Annotated in this window: 27 protein-coding genes; 12 read left to right on the forward strand and 15 right to left on the reverse strand. The window is 64.4% G+C overall.

Annotation, left to right across the window (positions count from 1 at the left end):
* Positions 1 to 37 precede the first annotated feature (37 nt).
* Complete coding sequence (locus CIHUM_RS01475; protein ID WP_148363865.1) at positions 38 to 724, reverse strand: hypothetical protein; 687 nt, start codon at positions 722 to 724, stop codon at positions 38 to 40.
* Between the two features lie 105 nt (positions 725 to 829).
* Positions 830 to 1,096 carry a hypothetical protein gene (locus CIHUM_RS01480; RefSeq protein ID WP_034997834.1) on the reverse strand — a complete coding sequence of 89 codons (267 nt, stop codon included), beginning with the start codon at positions 1,094 to 1,096 and terminating at the stop codon, positions 830 to 832.
* Between the two features lie 40 nt (positions 1,097 to 1,136).
* Between CIHUM_RS01480 and CIHUM_RS01485 the strand changes: the two genes are divergently transcribed.
* Positions 1,137 to 1,448, forward strand: coding sequence for a DUF4229 domain-containing protein (locus tag CIHUM_RS01485; RefSeq protein ID WP_074431963.1), 312 nt, complete (start codon positions 1,137 to 1,139; stop codon positions 1,446 to 1,448).
* 1 nt (position 1,449) lies between these two features.
* On the opposite strand, the gene CIHUM_RS01490 is transcribed toward CIHUM_RS01485, so the two are convergent.
* The 5 genes from CIHUM_RS01490 to CIHUM_RS01510 all read right to left on the reverse strand — a co-directional run bounded on the left by CIHUM_RS01490 (position 1,450) and on the right by CIHUM_RS01510 (position 6,203).
* Positions 1,450 to 2,208 (reverse strand): ATP-binding cassette domain-containing protein, encoded by a 759-nt coding sequence (locus CIHUM_RS01490; protein WP_034997126.1) that lies wholly within the window; start codon positions 2,206 to 2,208, stop codon positions 1,450 to 1,452.
* Complete coding sequence (locus CIHUM_RS01495; RefSeq protein WP_051106247.1) at positions 2,209 to 3,225, reverse strand: ABC transporter permease; 1,017 nt, start codon at positions 3,223 to 3,225, stop codon at positions 2,209 to 2,211.
* Positions 3,222 to 4,220, reverse strand: a complete 999-nt coding sequence (locus CIHUM_RS01500; RefSeq protein WP_034997128.1) for a substrate-binding domain-containing protein — start codon at positions 4,218 to 4,220, stop codon at positions 3,222 to 3,224. The genes CIHUM_RS01495 and CIHUM_RS01500 overlap by 4 nt, the downstream gene beginning before the upstream one ends.
* Before the next feature lie 45 nt (positions 4,221 to 4,265).
* The gene (locus CIHUM_RS01505; RefSeq protein WP_034997130.1) at positions 4,266 to 5,168 is read right to left on the reverse strand and encodes an AEC family transporter; all 903 of its coding nucleotides are present in this window, start codon (positions 5,166 to 5,168) and stop codon (positions 4,266 to 4,268) included.
* Positions 5,169 to 5,243: 75 nt separating this feature from the next.
* Positions 5,244 to 6,203, reverse strand: coding sequence for a 1,4-dihydroxy-2-naphthoate polyprenyltransferase (locus CIHUM_RS01510; RefSeq protein ID WP_126857373.1), 960 nt, complete (start codon positions 6,201 to 6,203; stop codon positions 5,244 to 5,246).
* Between the two features lie 39 nt (positions 6,204 to 6,242).
* On the opposite strand from CIHUM_RS01510, the gene CIHUM_RS01515 reads away from it, so the two are divergent.
* The 3 genes from CIHUM_RS01515 to CIHUM_RS01525 are packed head-to-tail and all read left to right on the forward strand — an operon-like array spanning position 6,243 to position 9,148.
* The gene (locus CIHUM_RS01515) at positions 6,243 to 7,082 is read left to right on the forward strand and encodes a hypothetical protein (RefSeq protein ID WP_034997132.1); all 840 of its coding nucleotides are present in this window, start codon (positions 6,243 to 6,245) and stop codon (positions 7,080 to 7,082) included.
* A gap of 10 nt (positions 7,083 to 7,092) precedes the next feature.
* Positions 7,093 to 8,469 carry a TrkH family potassium uptake protein gene (locus CIHUM_RS01520; RefSeq protein ID WP_034997134.1) on the forward strand — a complete coding sequence of 459 codons (1,377 nt, stop codon included), beginning with the start codon at positions 7,093 to 7,095 and terminating at the stop codon, positions 8,467 to 8,469.
* Complete coding sequence (locus tag CIHUM_RS01525; RefSeq protein WP_034997136.1) at positions 8,462 to 9,148, forward strand: potassium channel family protein; 687 nt, start codon at positions 8,462 to 8,464, stop codon at positions 9,146 to 9,148. Before CIHUM_RS01520 ends, CIHUM_RS01525 begins: the two co-directional genes overlap by 8 nt.
* A gap of 62 nt (positions 9,149 to 9,210) precedes the next feature.
* Here the strand turns inward: CIHUM_RS01525 and CIHUM_RS01530 are convergent, their stop codons facing one another.
* On the reverse strand, positions 9,211 to 9,558 hold the full coding sequence (locus tag CIHUM_RS01530) for an ArsR/SmtB family transcription factor (protein ID WP_051106248.1): 348 nt from the start codon (positions 9,556 to 9,558) through the stop codon (positions 9,211 to 9,213).
* Between the two features lie 82 nt (positions 9,559 to 9,640).
* On the opposite strand from CIHUM_RS01530, the gene arsB reads away from it, so the two are divergent.
* Together arsB and CIHUM_RS01540 are read left to right on the forward strand one after the other, a co-directional pair.
* A complete protein-coding gene (arsB, locus tag CIHUM_RS01535) occupies positions 9,641 to 10,729 on the forward strand; it encodes an ACR3 family arsenite efflux transporter (protein WP_034997138.1) in 1,089 nt (362 codons plus the stop codon).
* On the forward strand, positions 10,726 to 11,133 hold the full coding sequence (locus CIHUM_RS01540; RefSeq protein ID WP_034997140.1) for an arsenate-mycothiol transferase ArsC: 408 nt from the start codon (positions 10,726 to 10,728) through the stop codon (positions 11,131 to 11,133). Before arsB ends, CIHUM_RS01540 begins: the two co-directional genes overlap by 4 nt.
* A gap of 4 nt (positions 11,134 to 11,137) precedes the next feature.
* Here CIHUM_RS01540 and CIHUM_RS01545 read toward each other — a convergent pair whose 3' ends face one another.
* The 3 genes from CIHUM_RS01545 to CIHUM_RS01555 all read right to left on the reverse strand — a co-directional run bounded on the left by CIHUM_RS01545 (position 11,138) and on the right by CIHUM_RS01555 (position 13,463).
* Entirely contained in the window at positions 11,138 to 11,293 is a 156-nt protein-coding gene (locus CIHUM_RS01545) for a hypothetical protein (protein WP_153257560.1), read from the reverse strand.
* 94 nt (positions 11,294 to 11,387) lie between these two features.
* Positions 11,388 to 12,224, reverse strand: coding sequence for an Abi family protein (locus tag CIHUM_RS01550; RefSeq protein WP_273680250.1), 837 nt, complete (start codon positions 12,222 to 12,224; stop codon positions 11,388 to 11,390).
* A gap of 60 nt (positions 12,225 to 12,284) precedes the next feature.
* Positions 12,285 to 13,463, reverse strand: coding sequence for an IS1249 family transposase (locus tag CIHUM_RS01555; RefSeq protein WP_273680227.1), 1,179 nt, complete (start codon positions 13,461 to 13,463; stop codon positions 12,285 to 12,287).
* Between the two features lie 380 nt (positions 13,464 to 13,843).
* Between CIHUM_RS01555 and CIHUM_RS01560 the strand changes: the two genes are divergently transcribed.
* Positions 13,844 to 14,104 carry a hypothetical protein gene (locus tag CIHUM_RS01560; RefSeq protein WP_034997142.1) on the forward strand — a complete coding sequence of 87 codons (261 nt, stop codon included), beginning with the start codon at positions 13,844 to 13,846 and terminating at the stop codon, positions 14,102 to 14,104.
* Positions 14,105 to 14,659: 555 nt separating this feature from the next.
* On the opposite strand, the gene CIHUM_RS01565 is transcribed toward CIHUM_RS01560, so the two are convergent.
* A complete protein-coding gene (locus CIHUM_RS01565) occupies positions 14,660 to 15,151 on the reverse strand; it encodes a hypothetical protein (protein WP_063937656.1) in 492 nt (163 codons plus the stop codon).
* A 226-nt stretch (positions 15,152 to 15,377) separates the two neighbouring features.
* Between CIHUM_RS01565 and CIHUM_RS01570 the strand changes: the two genes are divergently transcribed.
* Positions 15,378 to 15,755: a hypothetical protein gene (locus CIHUM_RS01570; protein WP_034997839.1), complete on the forward strand. Its 378-nt coding sequence runs from the start codon at positions 15,378 to 15,380 to the stop codon at positions 15,753 to 15,755.
* Between the two features lie 18 nt (positions 15,756 to 15,773).
* Entirely contained in the window at positions 15,774 to 15,992 is a 219-nt protein-coding gene (locus CIHUM_RS01575; protein ID WP_034997146.1) for a hypothetical protein, read from the forward strand.
* 13 nt (positions 15,993 to 16,005) lie between these two features.
* On the opposite strand, the gene CIHUM_RS01580 is transcribed toward CIHUM_RS01575, so the two are convergent.
* From CIHUM_RS01580 to CIHUM_RS01590, 3 genes are read right to left on the reverse strand one after another with little or no spacing between them, the layout of a single operon-like run.
* Entirely contained in the window at positions 16,006 to 16,146 is a 141-nt protein-coding gene (locus CIHUM_RS01580; RefSeq protein ID WP_158293357.1) for a hypothetical protein, read from the reverse strand.
* A gap of 10 nt (positions 16,147 to 16,156) precedes the next feature.
* The gene (gene menE / locus CIHUM_RS01585) at positions 16,157 to 17,296 is read right to left on the reverse strand and encodes an o-succinylbenzoate--CoA ligase (RefSeq protein WP_034997148.1); all 1,140 of its coding nucleotides are present in this window, start codon (positions 17,294 to 17,296) and stop codon (positions 16,157 to 16,159) included.
* Positions 17,293 to 18,102: a YhfC family glutamic-type intramembrane protease gene (locus CIHUM_RS01590; RefSeq protein ID WP_034997150.1), complete on the reverse strand. Its 810-nt coding sequence runs from the start codon at positions 18,100 to 18,102 to the stop codon at positions 17,293 to 17,295. Before CIHUM_RS01590 ends, menE begins: the two co-directional genes overlap by 4 nt.
* Positions 18,103 to 18,171: 69 nt before the next feature.
* Here CIHUM_RS01590 and CIHUM_RS01595 point away from each other — a divergent pair, with 69 nt between their 5' ends.
* The 3 genes from CIHUM_RS01595 to CIHUM_RS01605 are packed head-to-tail and all read left to right on the forward strand — an operon-like array spanning position 18,172 to position 20,881.
* Complete coding sequence (locus CIHUM_RS01595) at positions 18,172 to 19,080, forward strand: hypothetical protein (protein ID WP_034997152.1); 909 nt, start codon at positions 18,172 to 18,174, stop codon at positions 19,078 to 19,080.
* 53 nt (positions 19,081 to 19,133) lie between these two features.
* Positions 19,134 to 20,246, forward strand: coding sequence for a sensor histidine kinase (locus tag CIHUM_RS01600; RefSeq protein ID WP_051106249.1), 1,113 nt, complete (start codon positions 19,134 to 19,136; stop codon positions 20,244 to 20,246).
* Entirely contained in the window at positions 20,243 to 20,881 is a 639-nt protein-coding gene (locus CIHUM_RS01605; protein WP_034997154.1) for a response regulator, read from the forward strand. Before CIHUM_RS01600 ends, CIHUM_RS01605 begins: the two co-directional genes overlap by 4 nt.
* Positions 20,882 to 20,911: the final 30 nt, after the last annotated feature.

Genomic DNA, 20,911 nt, shown 5'->3' on the forward strand with positions numbered 1-20,911 from the left:
GTGCTGTAGTTCAATCCGTAGTAGGCGCAGCAATGTGTTACTTGGTATCCGACGTCCCGGAGTCGTCTGACAGCCGTAGCGACGACCACGCTGTCGAGCGTCTCCGGGTTTGCGCTTTTCCCTCAGATTCCATCACCGCCTCAAACAGCGCTTTATCCGCCAGACGCATAAACCGCTCTTGACGCAACAGGTCTTTGAGGGCCTCAACATCATCCGGCAACGCTGCCTCATCAAACGGAGTTGTTGGCTGCTCATGGTTGCGCAAATGCGCACTCTCATCGCGCGGGGTGCGTTGTGATTGACGCTGTGTCTCGGTCTGCTTGCGCTTGCGTTTTTGGGTTTCGTGGTGTTCTTTCACACGCGCCAGTGTCGCCTGTTCTATCTCCTGCGGCGTCATCCCACGCCGCGAACCCGCATCCGGAGCGAACTTGTGCGTCCACGCCGCCACGGAACTCGCAGCGACTCGAAAACGCCATCCAATCTCGCGGGTGGATGCCGACGTTGTCACATTCACCCGGACGACCTCAGCGATCAACTCGGCGCAACGCCAACCCTTATCGACGCCGTTGCCATGACGGGCGTTGCGTACCCATCCCGAAATTGAAGCTGCAGAAGGAACAGACCTACAGTCCTCCCGAATCAACTGCGCACGAATCTGCGAAGCAGCAAGCCCTTGCTCTGAAAGCTCAACGGCACGCTGCCTCACCTCCGGTGGATAACTCATCCTCGAACTCCGATCCCGACAACCGGTGGTTCACAGGAAGTCCGCACAGCCAGCTTGTGAACTTTCTTGCACGGGGCAGCCCCCAACCGCAGATCCACCCGCCCGTCAGCTGTCACCGCGGCGTCGGCGGCGTTCCTCTTCCTCCCGGCGCTTGCGCTCGGCCTCTTCACGGGCGCGGCGCTCCTTGAACCGGTTCTTCTCAATGTTCCAGAGGAACTCTTCGTCGTCGTCAGGGCCTTTGATCTCCGGCTTCTGACCGGGCTGCGGCCCGCCGCGCAGCGACCCGTAGCGCTCGGCGGAGCCGGGGCCGAACGCGCGCCAGAGCAGCGCGACGGCCAGGACAACCAATGCGAGGAGTAACAACCTTCCCATGGTTTTAAACATACTTGGCCACCGGATAGGCTGAACAACCGTGACTGATCAAGTTTCCCCGCAGGTAGACCCGGAGGCGAAATCCCGGGCGAACAAGGCCGTGGCGATCTACGGGCTGGACCGCCTGCTGTTGTTCATCGCGCTGACGGTGGTGATCCAGCTGCTTGCAGTGCTCATCGGCGCGCCGGTGCCGGTGATCATGTCGGCGCTGTTGGCGCTGATTGTGGCGTTTCCGCTGTCGATGCTGCTGTTTAAGCGCCACCGCCTGGAGGCCAATGAGGCGGTCGCGGAGCTGAAGCGCCAGCGGGCGGCGCGCAAGGAGTGGATCCAGGCGGAGCTCGCGGAGCGTTAGCTTATCGACGCAACTCGTGGCTGAGCGCTTCCAGCTCTCCACCCCCGGCCATCTGGTGGGTCAGCTCCTCGAGGGTGACCTGGGACCGCGGTGCGTCGAGTTCTTGGTGGCCGAGCTTCAGGATGGTGAAGTGGTCGCCCACCAAGAAGGCGTGGTGGGGGTTGTGGGTGACTAACACGACGGCGATGCCGCGCTCGCGGGCGGTGGCGACCATGCGCAACACTGCGCCGGACTGTTTCACGCCGAGGGCGGCGGTGGGCTCGTCAAGGACCAGCACCCGGGCACCGAAGTAGACGGCACGGGCGATGGCGATGACCTGGCGTTGGCCGCCGGAGAGGTTGCCGGCTTCGACGTCCACGTCGGGGATGTCTATGCCCATCTTTAGAAGCTGCTCGGAGCAGATCCGCTTCATCTCGGCCTGGCGCAGCACACCGAACGCGCCGGTGAGTTCTTGGCCGAGGAAGAAGTTGCGCCACACGCTGAGCTCGTCGACGATCGCCAGCGTCTGGTGGACGGTGGCGATGCCGGCGCTGATGGCGTCGCGGGGGGAGGCGAGGGTGGAGGCGGAGCCGTCGATAAGCATGGTGCCCGAAGTGGGTTGATGCAGGCCCGACAGGATTTTGATCAGGGTGGATTTGCCGGCGCCATTGTCGCCGAGCACGCAGGTGACTTCGCCTTCGCGCACGGCGAGGTTGACGCCGCGCAGCGCCTCGAAGCTGCCGTAGGACTTGGTGATGTTTTCCAGTTCGATGACAGCCACTTAGCGCCCCTTGGTGTATTTGGCGAAGGAGGTGTTTGCGAGCACCGCCACCAGCAGTGTCACGCCGAGGAAAAACTTGAACCAGTCCGGGTTCCAGCCGGCGTAGACGATGCCCTGGTTGGTCATGCCGAAGATCAGCGCGCCAATCGCGGTGCCGACGGCGGTGCCGCGCCCGCCCGTCATGGCGCAGCCGCCGATGACCGCGGCGATGATGTAGAGGAACTCGTTGCCCACGCCCTGGCCCGCCTGGATGGAGTCGAAGGCGAACAGGGTGTGCATGCCGACGAACCACGCGGCGAAGCCGACGCCCATGAACAGCAGAATCTTCACGCGGCGCACCGGCACGCCGACAGCGCGGGCGGCGTCGGCGTTGCCGCCGACCGCGGTGATCCAGCCACCGAACTTGGTGCGGAACAGCACGAACGATGCCACGGCGACGAAAAGGATCCACCACAGCACCGTCACGGAGATGCGCACGTTGCCGATGTGGAACTCGCCGGCGAACACGGCGTGGGCGGACGGGAAGCCCTCCATGTCCGCGATGGTGGGGGTGGCCACCTGGCCGGTGACCAGCTTCGTCACCGCCAGGTTGAGGCCTTGGAGCATGAGGAAGGCCGCCAGGGTGATCAGGAAGGAATCGATGCCGGTGCGCGTGACCAAAAAGCCGTTGAGCGCGCCGATGGCCAGCGAGATCCCCAGCGCGAGGAATGCGCCCACCCACGAGTTTAAGTGCAGGTTGTAGTTCAGCATCGTCGCGGCGAGCGCGGCGGTGGTCACGGCGACACCGGAGGAGAGGTCGAACTCCCCGCCGATCATGAGCATGCCCACCGCAAGCGCCACAATGCCCAAGGTGGAGCTGGCGTACAACGTGGTAGCCAGCGCTTCAAACGAGCGGAACGCCGACGCCACAGAGAGAAAGAATACGAAGATGGCGATGAAGCCGAGGAGGCTGGCAAACTCCGGGCGGCGGATCAGGCGTGCGAACCCGGTGCGGGTTTTCAGGCGGTCGTCCCTCATCGCATGCCCGCCTTCGCGGCGTCTTCGACCTTGTCCACGTTGCTTTGGTCCACGAAGCTCGGGCCCGTGTAAACGGGGCGGCCGCCGCCGAGGGTGCCGCCGTTACGTTTTGCAATCCACAGCGAGTCCACCGCCAGGTAGCCCTGCAGGTACGGCTGCTGGTCCACGGCCCACGCCACGCGGCCGTCCGCGATGGCGCCAACGAGCTCCGCGTTGGTGTCGAAGGTGGACACCTGCGCCTGCGCGCCGGACTGGTTCACGGATTCCACGGCGCGCATCGCCACCGGCGCCTGCAGCGCAAACACGGTGTCGAAGGAGCGGTCCTGGGAAAGCTTCGAGGTGATGGTGGACTGCACGGCGGTGAGGTCTTGGCCGTTGACGTACAGCAGCTCCACCGCGTTTGCGCCGCCGCCGAGGCCGTCGCGCACGCCGTCGCAGCGCGCCTCCTGCGAGGAGTTGCCCTGCTCATGGATCACACACAGCACCTTCTTCTTGCCTTCCTCCTTGAGGCGCTCGCCGGCGGCGCGGCCGGCCACGGTCTCGTCCTGGCCGAAGAAGCCGGTCAACCCGTAGTCCTGGTACGCGGTCATGCCGGCGTTCAGGCCGACCACGGGGATGCCGTGGTCCACGGCGTCGCGCGCCGCTGGGCCGATCGCCTCGGCGTTGGGCATGGTCACAGCGATTCCGTCCACGCCCGCGTCCACCGCGGAGCGCACGAGGTTCGCCTGGTTGGGCGCCTGCGGGTCGGAGGAGTAGCGCAGCTCGATGTTGTCCTTCTTCGCAGCGTCCTCGGCGCCCTTGCGCACGAGGTCCCAGTAGGTGTCGCCGGGCGCTCCGTGGGTGACCATCGCCACCACGTACCGCGGGGTGTCCACGCCGCCCGCCGTGCCGCCGCCGTTTTCGTTGCGGGGGGCGCCGCCTGTTTGCGAGCATCCGCCCAACACCGCCACCACCGCAAGCAACACGGCGGCCACCGTTTTCCGCGCCTTGTTCATTGCCAAAGTGTGAACCACTCCACTCGCTCCGTCAAGCGAAGGCACCTAGAACACCCCGGCGATGAGCAGCATCGCGGGCAGCGCCAGGAACGTGGTGAGGAAGACCGTGTCGCGGCAGATCACCTCACCGGAGCGGTACGTCGCCGCGTAGTTGTACACGTTCTGCGCCGTGGGCAGTGCGCACAGGATCAGCGCGGCGTACATCTCTTGGCCGTCAAGGCCCAGCAGCGTGGCGACGAGCCACGCCACCGCCGGCATGCCCACCAGCTTCAACGCGGCGGCGGTGAGCGTGGGGCCGCGGTGGCTTTGCAGCACTTTTTCGCCGGTCAGCGAGGCGCCGAAGCTCATGAGGATCAGTGGGATGGAGGCCCCGCCCAAGATCTCCAGCGGCGCGAGCACCGGCTCCGGCACCGTCCACGAGGCCGCGGAGACGGCAAACCCCGCGAACGCCGCCACCACCACGGGCGCGGTCAGGCCGGCCACCACGGACTTGCCGACGCCCTTCGCGCCCCGGTCCAGCCCCGCGATGACGATGGGGGAGAGCACCGCCATCTGGAGGACGAGGGCGGGCACGACGAAGGTGGCGTCGCCAAGCACATAGGTCGCGATGGGCAGGCCGATGTTGACGGAGTTGTAGTAGCTCGAGGACGCCGCGCCCGCCATCGTCTCCGCGGCGTCCTGGTGGAAGAAGACCGCACTGATCGCCCAGTAGATGAGCATGGTCACCACCGTGGCGACGGCGATGACCAGGATGACCGGGGAGAAGAACGCGTCCGTGTCCGAGACCGCCACCGAGGAGAAGATCAGCGACGGGGTGGCCACGTAGAACGCTATGCGGTTGAGCTGCAGGCGCTCCTCGCCCGGCCCGATGACGCGCTTGTGCGCGAGCCACCACCCCGCCGCGATGACGGTGAAGATGATGGCAAAACCGGTGAGGACGTCAAGCATGCGGCTGAGTGTATCGCTGGGGGTGGTCGCGTTTGGGAATGCGGCAAATATTTGCCACATTCCCAAACGCAACACTTAGGACAACGGCGCGTACGGCACGGCCTCGCCCATACCGCCGCCCCAGAACGACCAGCCGAACCACGTGAACGCCACCGCGGTGACCACGGCCCACAAAAGCATCGTCTTGCCGTTAAACCCCAGCACCGGGATCAGCTCCTTGCCCGACGCCCCGCCGCGCACCTTCTGCACGCTCGCCACCGCCAGCGGCAGCGCCACCAGTGCCGCAAGCGCAGACACGGTGGTCATCGACAGCACCACGGAAATGAAGAACGGGAACAAAGTCAGGACGGTGAAGAGGGTGCGCGCTTTATCGTCGCCAAGCCGCACCGCGAGTGTGCGCTTGCCGGCGGCCGCATCGGTGGGGATGTCGCGGATGTTGTTGGCCAGGTTCACCGACGCGGAGATCGCGCCGACGGCCAGCGCGCACAGGAAGCCTTCCCACGACACCATCCCGGACTGGGTGTACTCGGTGCCCATCACGGCGACGAGGCCGAAGAACACGAACACCGACACTTCGCCGAAGCCGGAGTAGCCGTAGGGGCTGTCGCCGCCGGTGTAGAACCACGCCGCGGCGATGCACAGCGCGCCCACCAGCACGAGCCACATCGCGCCCGCCACCGCGGACAGGATCACGCCGAACACCGCGGCGGCGCCGAACGCGATAAACGCCGCCAGCTTCACCTGCTCCGGCGCGGCCAGCCCGGAGGCGGTCAGGCGCGTCGGGCCGGTGCGGTCGTCGTCGGTGCCACGGATGCCGTCGGAGTAATCGTTGGCGTAGTTCACGCCGATGATCAGCGCCCACGCCACCAGAAGCGCCAGCACGGCGCGTCCGGGGTGGGCCTGCAGGGTCAGGGCCGCCACGCCGGTACCGGCGATGACGGGGGCGAATGCGTTGGGCCAGGTGTGGGGGCGGGCGGCTTCCCACCAGTCGCGGGGTGTGGCGGTGTGAGTCCCAGTGTCAGTCATGCCCTCCATCATGCACCCTCCCGGGCCGGTGGGCTAGGGTAATGCGCCATGTGGATTGACTACGCCGTGCGCCAGGGGTTCGTGGCTACCGGCGCATTCGTCCGTCTTCCGTTGCTGCTCAACGCGGCGCACAACTCGGATAAGCGTTTCCCGGAGGACAGCGAAACCGTCATTTCTTTGACCACCCACGGCACCCGTTTGCGCTCCGCGTCCGCTGCGATCGCGTCGCTGCTGGTGGGCACGGTGCGCCTGCCGGTGCACCTGTGGCTGGATCCCGTAGATTTTCACGCCCGGTGGCCGGACGCGCTGAGGGCGTTGGCGGATCGCGGCCTGCAGGTGCACGAATCCACCGGCGGCCTGGGCCCGCACACCAAGTACTACGGCACGTTCCAGCAGTATCCGGACTGCAACGTCATCACCGTCGATGACGATGTGCTTTACCCGCGCACCTTCGCGCAGAAGCTAATCTGCGCCCCTTCGGCCACCACTATCACCGCCTACCGTGCTCACAGAGTCGTGCTGGATGACGAGGGTATTGCCCCGTATAAGAAGTGGAAGCCGGTGCGCAGCGCCGAGCCGTCGATTCTGCACTTCGCCACCGGCGTGGACGGTGTGCGCTACCCGAAGGAGATGGTGCGCTACGTCGCCGAGCGCGGCACGGAGTTTTTGGACCTCGCCCCGCGCGCCGACGACGTGTGGCTGAACCACTGCGCCCTGCGCGCCGGGTTCCCGGTGAAGCAGGTTTCGGAGCGCTCCGCGAACTTCCCGCTGGTGCCGGGCTCGCAGCGTGTGCGCCTGTCGCGGGTGAACCTCTCCGGCGGCAACGACGTCCAGATCGCGGCGACGTATTCAGCAGAAGACGTAGCCAAGCTGCGCGCCGCGGAGTAGCGTTTGGCCGGTGAATGACACAGCCTCCTCGAGGTGGTTCGGCCCCGCGCAACTGACTGCGCTGGGCTTTATAGCCCTGATCCTCACCGGCACAGCGCTGCTTTCCATGCCGTTCGCTTCCGCTGACGGCGCGCCGACAGCGCTGATGAGCGCGCTGTTTACCGCCACGTCCGCGACCACTTTGACCGGCCTGGTCACCGAGGACACCGGCAGCCACTGGAGTCTGGCCGGACAGCTCATTGTGTTGGCGCTGATCCAGGCTGGCGGCCTGGGCATCATGAGCATTACCTCGCTAACCGGCATGTTGCTCACCGGCCGGGTGAAGCTGCGTTCGCGGTATGCCACGGCAGCCGAGGGGCGGCCGATTTTGGAAGGTGGGGTGAGACGGACGCTCGTGGCAACGCTGCTGCTCACCTTCTTCTTTGAGGGGGTGGTAGCGGTGATCTTGGGCATCCGCTTCGGCACCGTCTACGGCATGGCGCCGGGGCGCGCCGCATACGAGGGCGTGTTCCACGCCATCTCCGGGTTCAACAACGCCGGCTTCGGACTGCGTCCGGACAGCCTGGTCTCCTACAACACGGACGGGTGGATCCTCATCCCGTTGGCGGGTGCGCTGATGATTGGAGGGCTGGGCTACCCGGTGCTCTCCGAGCTGGTGCGCCGCGGCCGCGAGCGGGCGCGCGGCCTGGTCCACGGCGCGCCGGTGAGCTCGCGGCGGCTGTCCATCACCACCCGCATGACGCTGAAGGCGACCACGTTTCTGGTGGTCAGCGCCACGCTCATCATCGCGCTGCTGGAGTGGCGCGGCTTCCTCGCCGGCATGACAACCAGCGCCAAGTGCCTCAACGCGTTCTTCTCCGGGGTGACGCCGCGCACCGCGGGGTTCAACTCTGTCGACTACGCCGAGGCACACCCGATCACGCTGATGGTCACTGACATTTACATGTTCATCGGCGGCGGGTCCGCGGGCACGGCCGGCGGCATCAAGATCACCACCGCGACCGTGCTGCTAGCGGCCATGCTCGCAGAATTCAAAGGCCGCGACGCCACCACCGTGGGCCACCGCACCGTGCCAAAAAGCGTGGTGCGACAGGCGATGACGGTGGCCGCGGCGGGGCTGGTAGCGGTGACCGCAGGCGTGGCCACGCTGCGTATTTGCGACCCCCAGTTCACCGCCGACCAGGTCAACTTCGAGGTCATTTCGGCGTTTGCCACCACGGGGCTTTCCACTGGCATCACCGCGGACTTGTCCGCCCCGTCCCAGCTCGCGCTGTGCCTGCTGATGTACCTCGGGCGCATCGGTCCATTCACACTCGTCGCGGCGCTGGCGCTGCGCACCGTTTCCCGCAGGTTCGACTACCCCACAGAAAGGCCGTTCATTGGTTAACTTCCCTCGTTTCACGTCCACGCAGCGTTTGAATATCCCGCCCGTGGTGGTCATTGGCCTGGGCCGTTTCGGCGGCGCGATTGCCCAGGAGCTCACCCGGTACGGCGTGGAGGTCTTAGGCGTCGATGCGGATGAGCGGTTGGTACGCGAGCATGCGCCTTTGCTTACCGACGCCACCGTCGCCGACACCACCGACCCCGAAGCCTTACGCCAGCTCGGTGTACACGACGTCAAACGCGTGGTGATCGGCATCGGCTCCGCGTTGGAGGCGTCCATCCTGACCGCCTCCAACCTGGTGGATCTGGGGGTGCCCGACATTTGGGCGAAGGCAGATTCGGAGTCCCACGCCCGCATTTTGCAACGCATCGGCGTGCACCACGTGGTGCGCCCGGAGCACGACACCGGCCGCCGGGTGGCGCATCTGCTCGGCGGGAGGTTCCAGGATTTCGCAGAGCTGGCGGAGAACTACGGCGTGATCAAGATGGCCCCACCGCGTGCGCTGCTGTCCGGCCCCTGCGACGCGGAAAAGCTGTGGGACAAGCACCGCGTGCAGGTGGTCTCCGTGCGCAACAGCAACGGCGAGTGGCAGCCGTTTGTGCCGGGCCAGGAGCTCTCCCCGTCGGACCTGATTGTGATGGCGGGTGCGCCGGACGACTTGGAGCGTTTCTCCCAGCAGTAGGGGGCATGTGGCAGTCTTTGGACCAGTTCTGCTGGGAGTGGTTCTGTTTCAGCTGGTGAGTCTCAGTCCATCTGCAGCACGGTGCGAAGTTCCGCGAACAGCTCCGGGCGCAGCCGGTGGAGGACCGACCTGCCCAGGCGGCTCTTTTCTAGGAGACCGGCCTCGGTAAGTTTTTTGAGGTGGTGGGAAACCGTCGGTTGGCTTAGTCCAGAGCGTTGCGTCAGTTCGCTCACGCTCATCGGCTCGCAGCCCTCTTCGGCGAGCCAGGAGAGTAGTTGCAGCCGGCCGGGGTCCGCCAAAACTTTGAACAGGGCCGCGTAACGCGTCGCGTCGTCTGCGGAGAGCAAGCCGGAGCCCAGCGAGCAGCAGTCGAGGCCAGCGTCTGCTGTCGTGGCGACAGAATCTTTCATGCTTCCTACCTTTTCATATTGACAGCGATAAATGTGCCTTTTAGTGTTCGTATTGATAATCGTCAATAGATAAGGATTCCACATGGAAGACACAACCTCTCAGCCAGTAGAGCGCATGTCATTTCTTGACCGCTTCCTACCGGTGTGGATCATGCTCGCCATGGCGGCGGGCCTCGCCATCGGCCGAGCGGTGCCGGGGCTTTCGGGCGCACTCGAGCGCCTTGAAGTCGGCGGGATCTCGCTGCCGATCGCGCTCGGCCTGCTGGTGATGATGTACCCGCCGCTGGCCAAGGTGCGCTACGACAAGACCCGCGAGATCGCCACCGACAAACGGCTCATGACCGTGTCCATCATCTTGAACTGGATTGTCGGCCCCGCGTTCATGTTCGCGCTCGCCTGGATCTTCCTGCCCAACGAGCCCGAGCTGCGCACCGGCTTAATCATCGTCGGCTTGGCGCGCTGCATTGCCATGGTGCTGGTGTGGTCCGACCTCGCTTGCGCCGACCGGGAAGCCACCGCCGTGCTGGTGGCCATCAACTCGGTGTTCCAGGTGCTCATGTTCGGTGTGCTCGGCTGGTTCTACCTGCAGGTCCTGCCGTCCTGGCTGGGCTTGGAGACCACCTCGGTGGAGTTCTCCTTCTGGGCGATCGTCTCCTCCGTGCTCGTCTTTTTGGGCATCCCCCTGCTGGCCGGGCTGCTGTCCCGCATCATCGGCGAGCGCACCAAGGGCCGCGACTGGTACGAGAACACGTTCCTGCCCCGGATCTCCCCGCTGGCGCTGGTCGGCCTGCTGTACACGATCGTGCTGCTGTTTTCCCTGCAGGGCGACCAGATCCTGTCCAGGCCGTTGACCGTGGCCACGGTGGCGCTGCCGCTGCTGTGCTACTTCGTGGGCATGTTCGCCGTGGCTCTTGTGGTGGCCAAACTCTCCGGCATGGATTACGCCCAGTCGGCCTCGGTGGCATTCACTGCCGCCGGCAACAACTTCGAGCTCGCCATCGCGGTGGCGATCGGCACCTTCGGCGCCACCTCCGCCCAGGCGCTGGCGGGCACGATCGGCCCGCTCGTTGAGATCCCGGTCCTCGTCGGTCTCGTGTACGTCATGCGTGCGCTCGGCCCGAAACTCTTCCCATCAGACCCGACCCTGCCTAACCAAAGGAGCCTTACATGAAGCCCTCAGTCCTGTTCGTGTGCGTCGGCAACGGCGGCAAGTCCCAGATGGCGGCGGCGCTCGCCGAGAAGCACGCGGGTAGCCAGCTCGGCATCCACTCCGCGGGTACCAACCCCGGCACGAAGCTGAACCAGGAATCGGTCGAGGCGATCGCAGAGGCTGGCGCCGACATGGCGCACGGAACGCCCAAACCCATCGATCCGGAACTGCTGCGCAGCGTTGATCGCGTCGTGGTGCTCGGCGAAGACGCGCAGGTGGAAATGCCTGACGGCGCCCGCGGCACGCTGGAGCGCTGGCGCACCGACGAACCCTCGCACCGCGGCATCGAGGGCATGGAGCGCATGCGCCTGGTGCGCGACGACATTGACACCCGCGTGCGTTCGCTTATCGACGAACTCCTGTAGCGCTTTAATACGCCGGGATCATCGGGATTCGCTGTTTGTTGCGGAACCGCGACGCCTGCAAGCGCGCCGGCGACGTGCCGCGGTAGTGGGTGGTGGAGGGGGAGGTTGCGTACTTCGGATTCGTGGACGGTTTGCGGGAGCGTAGCTTCTCGTGCCTCACACCACCGCATTGTGGCACGAATTACACGATTGTGCTTTGCGAGCGGTTGGCTATCGACGGACCTTCGGTAGCAGTCCTTATTCTGGCTGCATGCTTAAGAATGGCTAGGGCGGGCAATGCCGTCTCGGTACGGGAGTGAAGAAGCCGAAACTGCAAGGTAGTCCTTCAGGAAACCCTCCCAAACTCCGGCTCGGTAGAGAAAGTTATCCAAAGCGACGATGACCGATAGCACTGAATTGCTGTCGTACTCCCCGCCAAGCATGCGCTCCGCTCGCCGACGCACGCCGTCTGCAACTGCTGGTTGGTCAAGTACAAAACAGTTCCACAGCCGTGCGGAGTGCGCGCATTTGTTTCTCACGAAGGTGAAAGATCGCAGCTGGCTGGTGAGAAACTGTTTCTTCGTTCCGAGAATCGAGCAGGTCCTGCTGTACACCGCGTTGCCGTCGTTGCGAAAGCTGATCGCCTTCGACAGTGTGCCGAGTGAAAGAGCTTCAACCGCTGCCCAAACCGGTACGTCATAGATCCATTCCCGGCCTTCATCGGATGCGTCCCGACGGTACTTAGCAAGATATGGCTCCTTAGAGCGCCTCAATTCACTGATGATCAATTCATTTGTCGCTTTTACCGACGGGAGCTTGGGAACTTTGTAGGCAGTCGGCTCTAAGTACTCTTCATACGGAGAATGGAGAGCACCTTCGCTGAGGGCGAACGCTGCTCGGGCCGCGATTTCGGCTGCTTGAATGCCCCGCAGAAGGAGAGCTCGAACTGCTATGTCGGTGTTGTAGATTTCAACAATGTCGTCCCAATGAGCGTCTGGCTTAAAGCGCGGGTCACCGTTTGAGGGGGCGTTTTGAAAGTAGCGCGCATACCCAGAAAAACGGTAGTAGTTCTGTCGCTTTAGAAAATTTGCGGCATCTTCTCTGGTTGGAATACTGAGGCCGCGAGCGGGTTAAGGGTCAAAAAGTGTGTCTGGACCGGCGTGTCGTGGGGGTTAGATTTGGCCTTTTTGGATGCCGATTGAGTGGGTGTAGTCGGTGTCGATAGCGTTGTCGTAGAGGGCTGGTCGTCCGGTTTCTTGGTCGGCTTGGTTCTCGTTTCGGGTGAGGGTGGATACTTTGGCGAGTTGGCCCTGGCCCCAGTCGGACTGCCTGGCGATTCGTACTGGATCGTCAGGCAGCTCCGTTTTGAGGTAGAGCCACCAGTCCAGCATGCGGCGTTGTCGTTCACCGGACCTGCCGCGGTGGGTTCTGGCGAGCAGTTTGATCTGGGCGTTGATCCCGCCTTCCAGGCTGTTGGTGGTGGATTTGATCCGCTCGGGCGCAAGGACTGCTGCTGGTGGGGTGAGATAGACAAACAGCAGCTCGGACCGGAATAGGTGGTTGAGGCTGTTGTAGGCCTTGCGCACGTTGTGATGCGTCCACACCCGTGTCCATGCACCGGTTTTGGGGTCTTTGACCATGGTTTTCTCGTCCATCCATGACCGGTAGATCGTGGAGAACTCGTGCAGTTGCGCACCCCATGCGGCGGCTTCATCCAGCGTGGTGATCCGGGTCAGCTTCAGCGCAAGTCGGTAGATGGTGCGCCCGGCATCGGTGCGTGGGTTGCTGGTGGTGTAGCGGCGTACCACGCGTTGGGCGTGGACGAGGCAGCGTTGGATTTTCGTGGTCGGCCAGCATTYTTTGATTGCGCTGTATGYKCCTTGGCCGCCGTCGATGACGGCGATGRGTGGGGCTTCGATGCGTTCAAGCAGCAGTTGGTAGTCGCGGGTGGTTTCGTGTTTGCACCAGTGCCAGGCAATCACGTGGTCGATGGTCGCCGCGACGATCAAGCAGCCGCCAGCGGTGTAGGTGCCGTCAAGGAAGATCTGGTCGTAGACCCGCTTGTCGTGGCCGGCGGTGGGGTCAGGCACATCAACGAACCAGCACCACTTGAAGCGCCGCTTCATGGTGGCGCGGCTAACACCGTTTCGTTTGGCTAGGTCGTCGAGTGATGTCGCGGTGGTGCAATGCTCGATGAACTGGGTGAACACTGCCGCGTTGGTGATGTCGCCGCGGTGTTTCACGCTGGAGGCGCCGCATTGTTTGCAGCGCCATCTGGTGGTGCCTTTGCTGGTAGTGCCGTTGCGTTTCATTTCACCGCCGCAGTAGCAGCGAGGTTGGTTCTTTGACATTGCGACACCACACCACGCCGCACATAGCACACCACCGCTGCCACACCGAGGATTTCCCGTCGGGGGCTAGATATATGCTTCCGGAGCATATACTTTCCGGAAACCTACAGGTCAATCCGTGAAAATCCGCGATTCCGGACACACATTTTGACCCTTAACCCCCGCGAGCAACCAACAGGTCCACCTGTTGTCCGATTGTGAGAAAATTTTTCCGGCGATTTATTGAAGTCAAAGTAACAAAGCCCCCCTCTCATATGACGCTGATCTTACGGGAAGCTTGGAGGGGGTCTCGATTGATTCCAATATAACCAAAGTTGCGTAACTTAGGCAACGGTAGGTGCGGTCCAAGAAACCAGGCAATTCCGGAGGAAGGGGCAACGATGAACGAGCAGCAGTTGGAAAAACTACGTTCCTATTACGACAACACCGACACCTCCGATCTCATGGAAGATGCCCAACCAGGCGACCTGGGCAATGTCGCAGACCCCGAAGCTAGCGTTGCGTTTACTGTCACCATGCCCAATCGCATGCTCCGCGCCGCGCGGGGAATGGCCGCAGCCGAGGGGATCTCTACCAACGATGTGCTCCGGCGGTTCATTAAAGCCGGAGTGAATGATCGGGCTGGGGCCCCGGGCGCGTAACCTCGAGCGCCTGCCACAGGGACTTGTGCTTATCGACGACCCTTCGGTTCCCGCCGCAAACCGGCACAGGTTCGTAAAAGTTAACGAGCCAAAAATCTGACCTGGGGTTTTAGAGCCCAAGAATCGGAGGATCGTCAACTTCTGCGAATCGCGGTCTTCTAGCCCGCGCAACCACCAGTGGAACCACTCACTCGGCGAGATCGCCACCGCGCTCATCGACGCCGGCCTGACCATCACCGCCCTCGAAGAAACCCCCTACTCCGCGTGGTGCTCGTGGCTCGAGCTGATGGTGGAAGACTCCCGCGGATTCATCCTCCGCTGCAACCCCGAGCGCCTGCCGCTCCAATTCGCCATCACCGCAACGAAGCCCTGGGGGGCCTTTGACTATCGACGGGCCTTCGGTGGGCCACGCAAAGCGCAAGGCCCGGAACGCGATGGTCCAGATCGGGATCCGAGCCTTAGGCGGGCTACTGAGCTGGCCAGATAGCTAGTCTCGTCAAGCCCCCGCAAATGGCATTGCAGTGTCGCGGGGGCATTCTCTTTTTGCTTACCCGGCTACTTTCCTCGGAACAAGTTAAACAGCGCCATCACTCCAGAAATCGCTGCGGTGAGGCCTCCGAAGAAGAAGCCGATTGCGAACACCCCGGCGATGAACGACTCGGCGTCTGGGTCGAAGGTCTCGATGCACAGGCCGAACAGGAAGAAGCACAGCACGCCGAGGCCCGCAGACCACTTGAACACCTTGGCGGCCTTCGGGCGTTTGACCGGCGCGGGAGCGGGTTCAGTCGGGGCTGGTGTGCTCCAGGACGACGGCACTGGCGCCGGGGTGTAGGGCGGAGTTTGCGCGGAGGTGAGGAACTCTTCCGGGGCTGGGTCGGAAGCTGCGGATTGTTGCGGTTCCGAGACGGGCGTTGCCGCTGCGGGCTGGAGAGGTTGTGTAGTGAGGTCCAGCTGGATGCCGTGGGGAGGCAGGGGTTCCGGAACTCGGCTGAACACGCTGCCCTGCGGATCGCCCGGCTGCCCCGTGCGCGTCGTCTCCTGGTTCATTCCTGCTCCCTCCGGTGGTGGGTTGTGATTCTTCTCCGAGAGTAGGGCAGTAAGCGGCCTACTGCGCTGCTTCTTTGGCAGTGGTCGAGCTGGAGTGGCTGGACCGTTAACCGTTTGTCAATCTCGCATTGACAAACAAACGCCGTATGGGGTTGAACCATCCTGCGCCATGCAGTAATCAAGAAGCTGCGAACGGAAGCGCGTGAATTAGGAAAGGGTGGTGGCGATGAAAGCGTTCACGGTGACCGCAGAGCGTGGGCGCAGCGGCGCATGGGTGCTGGAATGCGACGAACTAGGGGTGGTTTCGCAGACCCGGAGGCTCGACCGCGCGGACGGTGAGGTCGCTGAGGCGATCGCATTTCAATCTGGGGTGCAACCGGGCGAGTTTAAGATCGAGGTCGTGCCTATCCTGCCTGCTGAGGTTGAGTCGTTGCGTAAGCGTGCCGACGAACTCGGCGTGAAGGCGAAAGCCGCATCGGATGAGGCTGCGGCGGCGAGGTCTGCGTTGGCCCGCAAAATGAAGGACGAGGGGTTCACGCTCCGTGAGATGGGGCAGGTGCTCGGAGTGTCGTACCAGCGGGCGTCGGAGTTGGCGGCGGGGTAAGGAAAAGGAGCGGCGAAGATGCGGTATAGCTACAAGGAAATCAAGTCTCTCGACGGACTGCGCCTCAAGCGTCCGCCGCACCAGGGGGAGATCGCGGCTGCGCACTTAGTGATCAAGCAGATCAACGAAGGGAAGCGCCCGGGCGAAGAGATCACGCCGTTTCTCCGGTGGGTGGCTGACTACGGCTCGCCGGGCTTCCAGGTTGCGCCCGTGGTCATTGAGAACCCGAACGGCTAGGGGTGTGAGAGCATCATTCTTCCCAACCTGGGATCAGGTCCAGGGGGAGATCCGCGGGCTCTTCAAGCTGGTCAGCCCAACCATCTGGTAAGCCGTTTGTAATCGAGTCGAGCACGTCCTTGGCTGACTTTGGAACGTCGGCGGGGTCTTTCATACCAGTCACCCTAAAACAGCTCCTTGACGGTCGCGCGGTCCACCTTGCCCGGGCCGAGCTGCGGCAACGCCGCCACCACCTTGAGTTCTTTGGGGATCTGCCAGTGGGCGATGCGGCCGGCGTCCTCCGCGTCGGCGAGCGCGTCCAGGATGTCCGGCACCGACGCGGAGCCGGTGTAGGCGGCGCAGATGCGCTGGCCGAAGCGGTCGTCGTGTTTGCCGATGACGGTGGCGGCGGTGACGCCGTCGATAAGCAAAAGCTCCTCTTCCAACACCTCGGGGTGGAGTTTGAGGCCGCCGGAAGAAATCACGTTGTCCGTGCGGCCGAGGACCGTGAGCACGCCGCCGTCGAGCTCGCCGGCATCGGAGGTGCGGAACCAGCCGCCTTGGAGATCGGGGGAGTCGAAGTTGTGGTAGCCACGGGCGACCATGGGGCCGCCGAGGCGGATGCGGCCGTCCTGGACTTTCACGCGGGCGCCGGCGATGGGGCGGCCGTTGTAGATGCAACCGCCGGAGGTTTCGCTGGAGCCGTAGGTGGTGACCACGTTGATGCGCAGCTTGCGGGCGGAGTCGAGCAGGCGCGGGTTGGTCGCGGCGCCGCCGACGAGGACTGCGGAGAACGTGCGCAGCGCGTCGATGCCCTTGAGGGTGGAGGTGGCCTTGGCCAGCTGCATCGGGGTTAAGGCGGTGTAGGTGCGCTCGCCCGTTTGCGCGAGCTCGTGGGCGCGGGCGGCGAACTCGGCGACGTTGAAACCGCGGGTCAGATCGACGTATGCCGGTTCGACCCCGGCGACCATGCTGCGGACGAGCACCTGGATCCCGGCGATGTAGGCGGCCGGCATGGCCAGCAGCCACTGGCCCTCGCCGCCGAGCGCCTGGTGGGTGGCGTCCGCGCTGGAGATCAGGTTCGCCGGGGTGAGCATCGCGCCCTTCGGCTTTCCTGTGGAGCCGGAGGTGGAGACCACCAGGGCGATGCCTTCGTCGATGGGCGCGCCGGGTTTGAGAGTGTTGCGCAGCAGGTTCGTGCGCGCCGGGTCGTTGGCGGGCACGGGCAACAGCGTGCGCTGGCCGGTCAGGGCCTCCTCGAGCGCGGGCATGATAGCCAGCGGGTTCGCGGGGTCGACGGGGAGAAGTTCCAGCAGGTGGGTCACTTGGTGGGCGTTTCGTTCTCGAGAGGGTTCGTAGGGGCGGTGCGGGCGAAGGCCTTGCGGGACAGTGGGCCGTCGATAGCCGCCCAAAGCCCCGCGGCGGTGAGTGCGGTGAGCAGCACGTACATCACCGGCACGCTGTGGGGTGCGACAAGCACGGCGACGGCGTTGAATCCGATGTGGCACACCACAGCCAGCGCCCAGAGCTGCCAGCGGCGCTCGCGCACCGCGCGCAGCACGATCAGTGTGAACACGACGTGTGCGGCGATTGCAAGCACGCGCTCGTACCAGCTTGTGGCGATCATGCCGACTCCGATGTTCTGCAGCGCCTCAATCTGTTCGGTAATGGCTTGCGCGGTGGCGGGGTCGTCGTTCCCAGTGGCCTGCGCTGTGATTGCGTCGCCGGTGGTCAACAGCATGACGTTGCCGACAAACAGGTTGGCAAAAAGCAGCAGCGCCTCTATGCCACCGTGGCCCAGGCCGAAGCCGACGCCGTCGTTCCACTCGCGGGTGTTCTTGTCCCAGAAACGCAGCACGATCCAGCGGGCGGTCTCCTCGAATAGCCCTGAGGTGACCAGGAACAGCGCAGTGGTCAGGGCGGTGGCCGTCGCTGGATCGAATGTTTTGCTGAACAGAAACTGCAGCGGGATCACCAACGCGAACCTGGCCACCTGGGACAGTGGGAACGCCAGTGTGCCCCAGCCGAGCGACGCCCACCTGAAGCCGAGCCTGCGCCTCCCTACGAACCACGCGGCCAGCACGAGGGCGACCATGCCCACGAACTGCAGAATGAGAAGGCCCATCGTCATGGCCACGACGATACCGCTGCGGCGACCGCCCTTTCACTCACCGTCCCTGCCACTGCTACCGCCGCCACCTTGACCCCGTTTACCAAGGACGGCACCAACTACTGTCGCGTCACGCTCAACGACGTCGAGCGCGGCCCCGCCAACCAAGCCGAGCGCGCCGCGAAAACGCTCACGCACGGTATGTACGCAACCTCGGTCACCGAGGCGTTCGAGGCAACGTTCCCGGAGCTGAAGAAGCTTGGCGACGATTACGTGGCTGACCCAGCCGTCATCAAGCATCTGCACCTGCTGCTGGACGACAAAATGTCCCAGGAAGATGTCCGCGCCGACACCCGCGCCGCCACGAAAGAGAAGCTGGCGCCGCTCGGCCTGCACACCACCGACGCTGACTTCTACCTGGACATGAAGGAAATCTCCCAGGTGCCGCTCAGCCCCGCGGCCAAGGCGCTCAAAGGCACCGCGGACTGGTTCGTGGGTATCGACGGTGGGGTACCCAAGGTGCAGCCGCTTGGGGACGACTACGCGTTCGGCCGCAACGGCGACAACACCGCACGTTGGCTGCGCCACGTAGAAGGCTGGCAGCGCAGCGAGTTCGCCCGGAACATGAGCAAGACCTACTTCGCCCAGGTGCAGGACACACTCGAGAGCTCGTACTACTACGCACTCGAGGAGGCCAAGACTTGCCACGACGGCACCACGCACGTCATCTTCCCCACGCAGGATCTGAAGCTGCCGAAGGCGCCGGAACTGGCCAACGCCGATCTGGGCGATACCGCTCCTGAGCCGGATCCAGCCCCGAAAGACCCGGAGGAGAAGCCCGACACCAACGCCCCGGAGACCTTCGACGCCAAGCTGGCCAAGATCTTGGGCATCGTCGCCGCGGTGTTGACGGCACTGGGCGCGCTGTTCGGCCTTCTACAGAACATGGGCGTCAAGGGCCTGCCCGCCATTCCGCAGATCCCGGGGTTGACCAAGTAGGTCCTCCTCGAGGAGGAGGTGGGGGCGCGGAGCCGCGAATAAGCTAGGCGCCCGTGCATATCAAACCGAGCGACGCGGTGCTCGCGGTGGCTGCGGCGGTGCTCGCCGCTTTCTACACCGTGAGCGCGATCGGTGACCCCACCAACGTTTACGGTTGGGTGCAGGCCGTGTTGTCCTGGGGGTTTGCGGTCTCGTTTGGTGTGCTGACCAGCCGGCCGAAAACCGCTGCCGCGGCATTGATTGCGCTGAACGCGGCGTGGGCGGCGGCGTGGTTGGCAGCGCCGGTAAACATCGGCTACACCTTTTGGGTCCTCGCGGTGCCGGTGGCCGTGTTTGTGGCCAGCCGTTACGCGGACAAACGCTTCGCGCTGGGGGTGCTGGCGGCTGCGTGCGCGTGGGCGTTTGTGTCGCCGTTTATGTGGACATGGGATGAGCAATTCACGCTGTTTTACCGCCAGGGCTCCGACAAGGCGGTCTCATTAGGACTGCACTGGGCGGTAGCAACGGTGGCGTACCTGTTGGGCGCGAACCTTGCGGCCGAGCACGGCGCCCGTGCCCGCGAAGCGGAGGCGAAAGAGACCCGCCGCGCCGCCGCCCGCCAGCAAGAGCGCCAAGATATCGCGCGCGAGATCCACGACGTGCTCGGGCACTCGCTCACCTTGATAAAGGCGCAGGCGAACGCCGGGTTGGCATCCGGCCGCGAGCAAGAGGCGCTGCGGCAAATCAACGCGGCTGCGGGGGAGTCGTTGGCGGAGATACGCATGCTGGTTCGGGGCCTGCGCGACAGCGACCTTGGGTTCGCGCCGGTGGCCGGGGTGGGCGATGTGCCTGCGCTGGTGCAGCGTTTCCGCGCTGCGGAACTTGAGGTCACACTTGATGCCATGCCCATCGACGTCCCTCCGGTCACCTCCCACGCCATCCACCGTATTGTCGCCGAGGCATTGACTAACGCCACGCGCCACCAGATAGACCCGCAGGTGGATGTGCGGATTGCGGGTGGCGACCCCGTCGTGGTGGAGGTAGCTTCTACCGGTCGGGTGCGCCCGCAGCCGGGCACCGGAGTGGGGCTGGAGGGGTTGCGAGAACGCGCTATAAGTGCCGGCGGCACGCTCGAAACCTCGCTGACAGGCCAGACGTTTACGGTCAGGGCGGAGCTGGCCGCATGATTAAAATTCTCCTCGCAGATGACCAACCGCTGTTGCTGAGCGCCCTGGAGACGATCCTGGGAGCCCAGGCGGACCTCACCGTGGCGGCCACGGCCGCCAACGGAGCGGAAGCGGTTGAGAAAGCCCGGGCGCACCGCATCGACGTGGCAGTGCTGGATATTCGCATGCCGGTACTGGACGGTATCGCCGCAGCCACGCAGATCATGGAGCTCGGCCCGAAAGTGATCATGCTGACCACCTTTGACGACGACACCCTCGTCCGTGCCGCTATTGACGCCGGTGTGGATGGCTTTCTGCTCAAAGACGCCGAGCCGGAGGTGCTCGCCGGTGCCGTACGCGCCGTCGCCCGTGGTGAATCCGTGCTGGCCCCCGGCGTGACCGGGCGGGTGATGGCATGGGTGCGTGGCAGCACGGGCTCCACCGAGGCGGCTGCAGAGTTGGAGGGGCTTACCTCCCGGGAGCTGGAGGTGCTGGCGGAGATCGGCCGCGGCGCTACCAACGCCGAGATCGCAAGGGCACTGTTCATCGCGGAGACCACGGTGAAAACGCACGTGTCCAGCCTGCTTACCAAGCTCGGGGTGCGCGACCGGGTGGCGCTGGCGCTGACGGCGCAGCGCGCCGGGCTCTCCTCCTAAGGGAGGATGCGGAATTGGTCCCGTCGGCCG

It is taken from the genome of Corynebacterium ihumii, from assembly GCF_028609825.1.
GTDB lineage: Bacteria > Actinomycetota > Actinomycetes > Mycobacteriales > Mycobacteriaceae > Corynebacterium > Corynebacterium afermentans.

Coding starts and splice junctions, on each gene's coding strand:
- CIHUM_RS01530 (WP_051106248.1), bottom strand. CDS start 9,558: ATGAAAGATTCTGTCGCCACGACAGCAGACGCTGGCCTCGACTGCTGC.
- CIHUM_RS01565 (WP_063937656.1), bottom strand. CDS start 15,151: ATGAACCAGGAGACGACGCGCACGGGGCAGCCGGGCGATCCGCAGGGC.
- CIHUM_RS01605 (WP_034997154.1), top strand. CDS start 20,243: ATGATTAAAATTCTCCTCGCAGATGACCAACCGCTGTTGCTGAGCGCC.
- CIHUM_RS01540 (WP_034997140.1), top strand. CDS start 10,726: ATGAAGCCCTCAGTCCTGTTCGTGTGCGTCGGCAACGGCGGCAAGTCC.
- CIHUM_RS01570 (WP_034997839.1), top strand. CDS start 15,378: ATGAAAGCGTTCACGGTGACCGCAGAGCGTGGGCGCAGCGGCGCATGG.
- CIHUM_RS01500 (WP_034997128.1), bottom strand. CDS start 4,220: ATGAACAAGGCGCGGAAAACGGTGGCCGCCGTGTTGCTTGCGGTGGTG.
- CIHUM_RS01575 (WP_034997146.1), top strand. CDS start 15,774: ATGCGGTATAGCTACAAGGAAATCAAGTCTCTCGACGGACTGCGCCTC.
- CIHUM_RS01510 (WP_126857373.1), bottom strand. CDS start 6,203: ATGGAGGGCATGACTGACACTGGGACTCACACCGCCACACCCCGCGAC.
- CIHUM_RS01560 (WP_034997142.1), top strand. CDS start 13,844: ATGAACGAGCAGCAGTTGGAAAAACTACGTTCCTATTACGACAACACC.
- CIHUM_RS01580 (WP_158293357.1), bottom strand. CDS start 16,146: ATGAAAGACCCCGCCGACGTTCCAAAGTCAGCCAAGGACGTGCTCGAC.
- CIHUM_RS01475 (WP_148363865.1), bottom strand. CDS start 724: ATGAGTTATCCACCGGAGGTGAGGCAGCGTGCCGTTGAGCTTTCAGAG.
- arsB (WP_034997138.1), top strand. CDS start 9,641: ATGGAAGACACAACCTCTCAGCCAGTAGAGCGCATGTCATTTCTTGAC.
- CIHUM_RS01590 (WP_034997150.1), bottom strand. CDS start 18,102: ATGACGATGGGCCTTCTCATTCTGCAGTTCGTGGGCATGGTCGCCCTC.
- CIHUM_RS01480 (WP_034997834.1), bottom strand. CDS start 1,096: ATGGGAAGGTTGTTACTCCTCGCATTGGTTGTCCTGGCCGTCGCGCTG.
- CIHUM_RS01515 (WP_034997132.1), top strand. CDS start 6,243: ATGTGGATTGACTACGCCGTGCGCCAGGGGTTCGTGGCTACCGGCGCA.
- CIHUM_RS01495 (WP_051106247.1), bottom strand. CDS start 3,225: ATGAGGGACGACCGCCTGAAAACCCGCACCGGGTTCGCACGCCTGATC.
- CIHUM_RS01505 (WP_034997130.1), bottom strand. CDS start 5,168: ATGCTTGACGTCCTCACCGGTTTTGCCATCATCTTCACCGTCATCGCG.